Source organism: Moorena sp. SIO2C4 (assembly GCF_010672485.1).
GTDB lineage: Bacteria > Cyanobacteriota > Cyanobacteriia > Cyanobacteriales > Coleofasciculaceae > Moorena > Moorena producens.
This window is the reverse complement of sequence record NZ_JAAHGN010000523.1, coordinates 1-5150: the sequence shown is the minus strand read 5'-3', so window position 1 is coordinate 5150 and position 5150 is coordinate 1. Positions and strand designations below refer to the sequence as shown.

General features: G+C 45.1%; 6 protein-coding genes. 3 read left to right on the top strand and 3 right to left on the bottom strand.

Annotation, left to right across the window (positions count from 1 at the left end; translation table 11 throughout):
- Positions 1-164 precede the first annotated feature (164 nt).
- Positions 165-377: a hypothetical protein gene (locus F6K20_RS23500; protein ID WP_271969241.1), complete on the top strand. Its 213-nt coding sequence runs from the start codon at positions 165-167 to the stop codon at positions 375-377.
- Positions 378-432: 55 nt separating this feature from the next.
- A complete protein-coding gene (locus tag F6K20_RS23495; protein ID WP_287296220.1) occupies positions 433-1446 on the top strand; it encodes a DUF2996 domain-containing protein in 1014 nt (337 codons plus the stop codon).
- Positions 1447-2259: 813 nt separating this feature from the next.
- On the opposite strand, the gene F6K20_RS23490 is transcribed toward F6K20_RS23495, so the two are convergent.
- The 3 genes from F6K20_RS23490 to F6K20_RS23480 all read right to left on the bottom strand — a co-directional run bounded on the left by F6K20_RS23490 (position 2260) and on the right by F6K20_RS23480 (position 2967).
- On the bottom strand, positions 2260-2394 hold the full coding sequence (locus F6K20_RS23490) for a hypothetical protein (protein WP_287296218.1): 135 nt from the start codon (positions 2392-2394) through the stop codon (positions 2260-2262).
- A gap of 45 nt (positions 2395-2439) precedes the next feature.
- Positions 2440-2595, bottom strand: a complete 156-nt coding sequence (locus F6K20_RS23485) for a DUF433 domain-containing protein (RefSeq protein ID WP_287296216.1) — start codon at positions 2593-2595, stop codon at positions 2440-2442.
- 189 nt (positions 2596-2784) lie between these two features.
- Complete coding sequence (locus tag F6K20_RS23480; RefSeq protein WP_287266143.1) at positions 2785-2967, bottom strand: hypothetical protein; 183 nt, start codon at positions 2965-2967, stop codon at positions 2785-2787.
- A gap of 357 nt (positions 2968-3324) precedes the next feature.
- Here F6K20_RS23480 and F6K20_RS23475 point away from each other — a divergent pair, with 357 nt between their 5' ends.
- On the top strand, positions 3325-4806 hold the full coding sequence (locus tag F6K20_RS23475; RefSeq protein WP_287296214.1) for a pentapeptide repeat-containing protein: 1482 nt from the start codon (positions 3325-3327) through the stop codon (positions 4804-4806).
- The last annotated feature ends 344 nt before the right edge of the window (positions 4807-5150 follow it).

Genomic DNA, 5150 nt, shown 5'->3' with positions numbered 1-5150 from the left:
TCCAAGAGAAAAAAGCTAGCGATAGGGAATCGGGAGTAGGGAGTAGGGAACAGGGAATAGGGAACAGGGAATAGGGAATAGGGAACAGGGAACAGGGAACAGGGAAAAAATCCTGTGTACCTCATTAGGTTAAAAACCACTATACTAATGAAAGCTACTGACAAATGCGTTCGCGTAGCGTAGCCTACCGCCAATCGCGTTTAGCTCAAGTCCGCAGAATTCTGCCCATTTCCCGCTTTTCCCGACTCCCGATTCCCGACTCCCGACTCCCGATTCCCGACTCCCGACTCCCGATTCCCGACTCCCGATTCCCGACTCCCGATTCCCGACTCCCGATTCCCGACTCCCGATTCCCGACTCCCGAGCCATCTGTCTAGCCCTTCGCCAGTAAGATAGGATTATCCAGAGTAAAGATAATGACTTACATTAGCTATGGCGGAAGAAACCCTACCCTTGCCTAACCCTGAGGACGCAAATACTCCTTCTGATACATCAGCAGAGAAACCTGCTGCTGATGTATCAGAAGACCAGCCTGCTGCTGTAGTAGACCAACCGCCGGTTGAAATAACTGAACCGAAACCAGCTACACCATCAGAAGACCAGCCTGGGGCTAATATCGAACCGAAGCCTGCTGCGATCGCAGACCAACCGCCAGTTGAGATCACTGAACCGAAACCGGCTACACCATCAGAAGACCAGCCTGCTGCTAATACCGAACCGAAGCCTGCTGCGATCGCAGACCAACCGCCAGTTGAAATAACTGAACCGAAACCGGCTACACCATCAGAAGACAAACCTGCCGCTAATACCGAACCGAAGCCTGCTGCTGTAGTAGACCAACCGCCGGTTGAAATAACCGAACCGAAACCTGCGGCCAAATCAGAAGACAAACCGGCGGCTAAAGCCCCTGCGGCCAAAAAGCCTGCGGCCAAATCAGAAGACAAACCAGCGGCTAAAGCCCCTGCGGCCAAAAAGCCTGCGGCCAAATCAGAAGACAAAGCTGCGGCTAAGGCCCCTGCGGCCAAAAAGCCTGCGGCTACAGAGGCAAAAGCTAAAAAAGAAAAACCACCAGCAATTGAAAAGAAACCCTTTACTGAATTTGTGGAACAACATTATGTGCCAGCCCTTAAGACTGCTTTTGCCAAACAAGGTATTGATGATGTAGATGTGACGTTTGCTAAACAGAAAATCCCCATTCCGAGTTTGAGTCAAATGGATGACTGTTGGCAAGTAATGGGTAGTTGGCAAAATGGGCAACGTAAATTTAACGTTTATTTCCTAGACGAAGATATTAAAAAACAAAAGGCTTTTTCGGCCTCAGCTAATGGTGTTAACCCTAGTACAATCGAGTCTTTTATGATTGATGAACGGAGAGTGACTCTTGATCTAATGGTTCATTACACTATACAACGGCTAAATGCTCAGAAGTGGCTAATGTGGAATTAGTTATTCTTGGATAAAGCTTAGGTAGATTGTAAGCTATCAGCTATCAGCGTGTCGCGTATCAGCTTAAGCGCTAAGCGCACGCTACTTGAGGTGCTTATGCGCGTAGCGTGGCCTTTGGCCAAGGGCTTTTTCCCAGACTTTCAAGTCTCTAAAATAGAGAACTATTAAATTCGGCATTGCTTAACAATGGAATGATTTGAAGAGTTTTGTGGAATGGGCATCTTGCCCGTTACAATTCCCGGGCAGGCAGGATGCCCACCCCACTCATATTCATTCCTTGATTCAGCAACGCCATTTTTTTAGGTTTTTAGAATTGTTTTATAGCACTACCCATTAAGGTTACGACAAGGTTACGACATTGATACAAGCTGAAAAGCTATATACTGAACTTTTGCCTTTTGCCTTTTGCCTTTTGCCTTTCGCGTAGCGCTATATTCCGTAGTTTGACTAGGGCTAAATCTTATAGGGCTGCGCCAAAATAATAGAAAAAAGGGAATGGGTGCTGCATGGCTTTATCATAGCACTAAAAACTACTCCCATAGCTTTATATCATGTCAGGATAATTACCCTTAATAAAAATATCCACCATCTGCCCACACTTCCCTAAGTCTTACTCCTAGTGAAAAATAGGGATTCCCGCAAAAAAATGCGATCGCATCAACCAAAAAAATGCGATTGGCCGTAGGCCACGCTACGCGAGTCACGCGTTCGCAAAGCGTGGCCTACGGCCTCAGCTTCCGCGCTTTTGCGAACGCTTACAGATACTCAATACGCCCAACCATGTCCTCTGGAGTATATACTTCATAAATCCGACTACTCACCCCGAATAGCCCTCAATCGTGATTCTAAAGGAGAAGGGGGACTATTGCGCTTCATTTCTTCCACAAACGCTGCACTTTCTGCGGTATGGCGGTCAATTTCTTCCCGATGATCGTAATAATAGGCCATTGCCGCATAAACCGCTGCCTTAGATAAATTATAATCAGAGGCAATTTATTCTAAGGATTCTCCCATCTCTAAATACATTTTGGCAATAGTTGCTACAGGCATTATAGTGCCAATAATGCGAGGTTTACCACCACAAAAGTCAGGATCTATCGCAATATACTCTGTGCTGATCTGTTGGATAGACATTTGTTCAGCATTCATCAAAAATCCAATAATTCAAGCAAGGGTTATAATTATGGCGTTGCTTAATAATTGAATGATTTTAAGAGTTTTATGGAATGGGCATCTTGGGTGGAACTGGCATCTTGCCAGTTTCATGCTTACTTATTTTCGAGCGGGCAGGATGCCCACTCTACTCTTATTCATTCCTAAATTCAGCAACGCCTAGTTTTATTTCCCTTTAGACTTAGGTAGTGACAGTCCCAGATAGCCTCCAAGACCTATTTTTGCCATATCCATAAACGTGGGGCGGTACTCTTCATCCATGACGGCTAGGGTAAGTGACCCCCCAAGTAATATCGATATAATAGCAGTTTGAACCATTTCTTTGATTGTCAGAGTTTTATTAGCCATAGGTTTTTTCTGTAACTGGTAAACTTGACTGCTACTTTTAATGGTTACCTACAAAAACCGAAACCTTGACTGTCCAATGGATAAGTTGCTAATATGTTTTGGGTTTTGTTTGATTGCCTTGTGACTCAGTTGTGATTGCGCTAAACTTTACGCTCTACGTAGGGAATATAAAACTTCCGGTCAGGGAATTATTTAGTTTGATAATATAGGGCTGCATCCCTTACTCCATTGATTTTTTAAACACCATTACTATTACTATAGTTATCAAAAACTAGCCATACGATGACAGATTCTAATACAAAGGGTTCAAAGTATTTCGAAGGTTTAGCAAAGACTTCAGAAACAACTAGGAATATTATGATAGATGCTAGCCAAGTTAGGAAAAATAAAAAACTAACTATCACCGCCTCGTCAAACGGTATAGAAAAAGCAGAAAAAGCTTTAATAAGGCTAGGATTCAACTCTAAAACTAACTTCGCAAAATTACAATTTATAGGCCGCAGTACAGTAACAAAGTTTTTTCAATCTAAACCAATTCAGCTGGATTCCTTTAAACGGATATGCCAGGCTCTGAAACTAGACTGGAGAGAAATTGCGGGAATAGCAGACGAAAACCGATTAAAACCGCTAACCAGAAATGATAGTAGTAGCTCAGAGCTGGTGGAGGGGGTAGAGCAAGGGCAAGCACCTAGGCGCAAAGTGACTGTAATCGATAAACAAAATAAAAAAATTAAAGCTTCTATTGTCTTAGAAGGGGATATAAATTTAGTTCAAAATCCAAAATTTATTGAATGGATTTTACAAGACTATTCAGGGGACAGTATAAACATTATTGATATTAAACCAGGCAGCATCCGATTAATTGTAGAGGGTTCTCCAGAGGATATCGAACGACTTAGATCTCGGATAGAATCAGGAGAACTCAAAGAATTAAGGGGTTTTCCTGTTCAAGATATTCAAATTTTGAGGGAAACGTCAGAGGATGATCAAAATAACGAGTTTGATCAGAAATGGCGTCTAGTGGAAGAGATTGCTACCAGTGGAGCTGTGGGTCGAGACTTAAGAGGTGCTGACCTGAGTGATGCTGACCTGAGTGGTGCCGACCTCAGAGGTGCCGATCTCAGAGGTGCTGACTTGAGGGGTACTGATCTGAAAGGTGTCAACCTGAGGGGTGCCAAGCTGAAGGGTGCCAAGCTCAGTGGTACCAACCTGATTCGTGCCAACCTGATTCGTGGTGCCAACCTGATTCTTGACTACCTGATTGGTACTGACCTGATTGGTGTCAACCTGATTGCTGCCAATCTGATTCATACCAATCTGATTCGTGGCTACCTGAGGGGTGCCAACCTGAGGGGTGCCAAGCTCAGTGGTACCAACCTGAGTGGTGGCTACCTGAGTGGTGCCAACTTGAGTGGTGCCAACCTGAGGGGTGCCAACCTGAGTGATGGCTACCTGATTCGTGCCGACTTGAGGGGTGCCAAGCTCAGTGGTGCCAAGCTGAGGGGTGCCAAGCTCAGTGGTGCCAAGCTGAGGGATGCCGACCTGATTCGTGCTTACCTGAGTGGTGCCGACCTCAGGGGTGCCGACCTGATTCGTGCCGACCTCAGGGGTGCTGACCTCAGGGGTGCCGACCTCAGGGGTGCCTACCTGATTCGTGCCTACCTGATTTATACCAACCTCAGTGATGCCAACCTCAGTGGTGCTGTTGTGAAAAATGCCCGATTTGGAAATAACTCAGGAATTGATGAATCGCTCAAGAGAGACCTAATTCAACGAGGCGCAATTTTTGAGGATTTGCCAGGGGATCGCTCTAAAAGTTTAACCCCTATTAAAAGATAGGGATTACGGAAATTAGGGAGTGCTGGTAATTTTTTGGAATCCCATCAGCTTCAACCAAAAAACGCGATTGGCCTATGGCCACGCTACGCGAACGCTTACAGATAAATGCAGAAAGTTTGGCGTTGCTGAATTAAGGAATGAATAGGAGTAGAGTGGGCATCCTGCCCGCTCGAAAATAAGCATGAAACTGGCAAGATGCCAGTTCCACCTCACTCTTAAAATTATTCGATTATAGCGTTTCTAGTACTCATGAGGTACACATTATTTTTTTCCTCTTCCCTCTTCCCTCTTCCCTCTTCCCTGCTCCCTGCTCCCTGCTCCCGTCTTGATGCAGTCGCTCATGA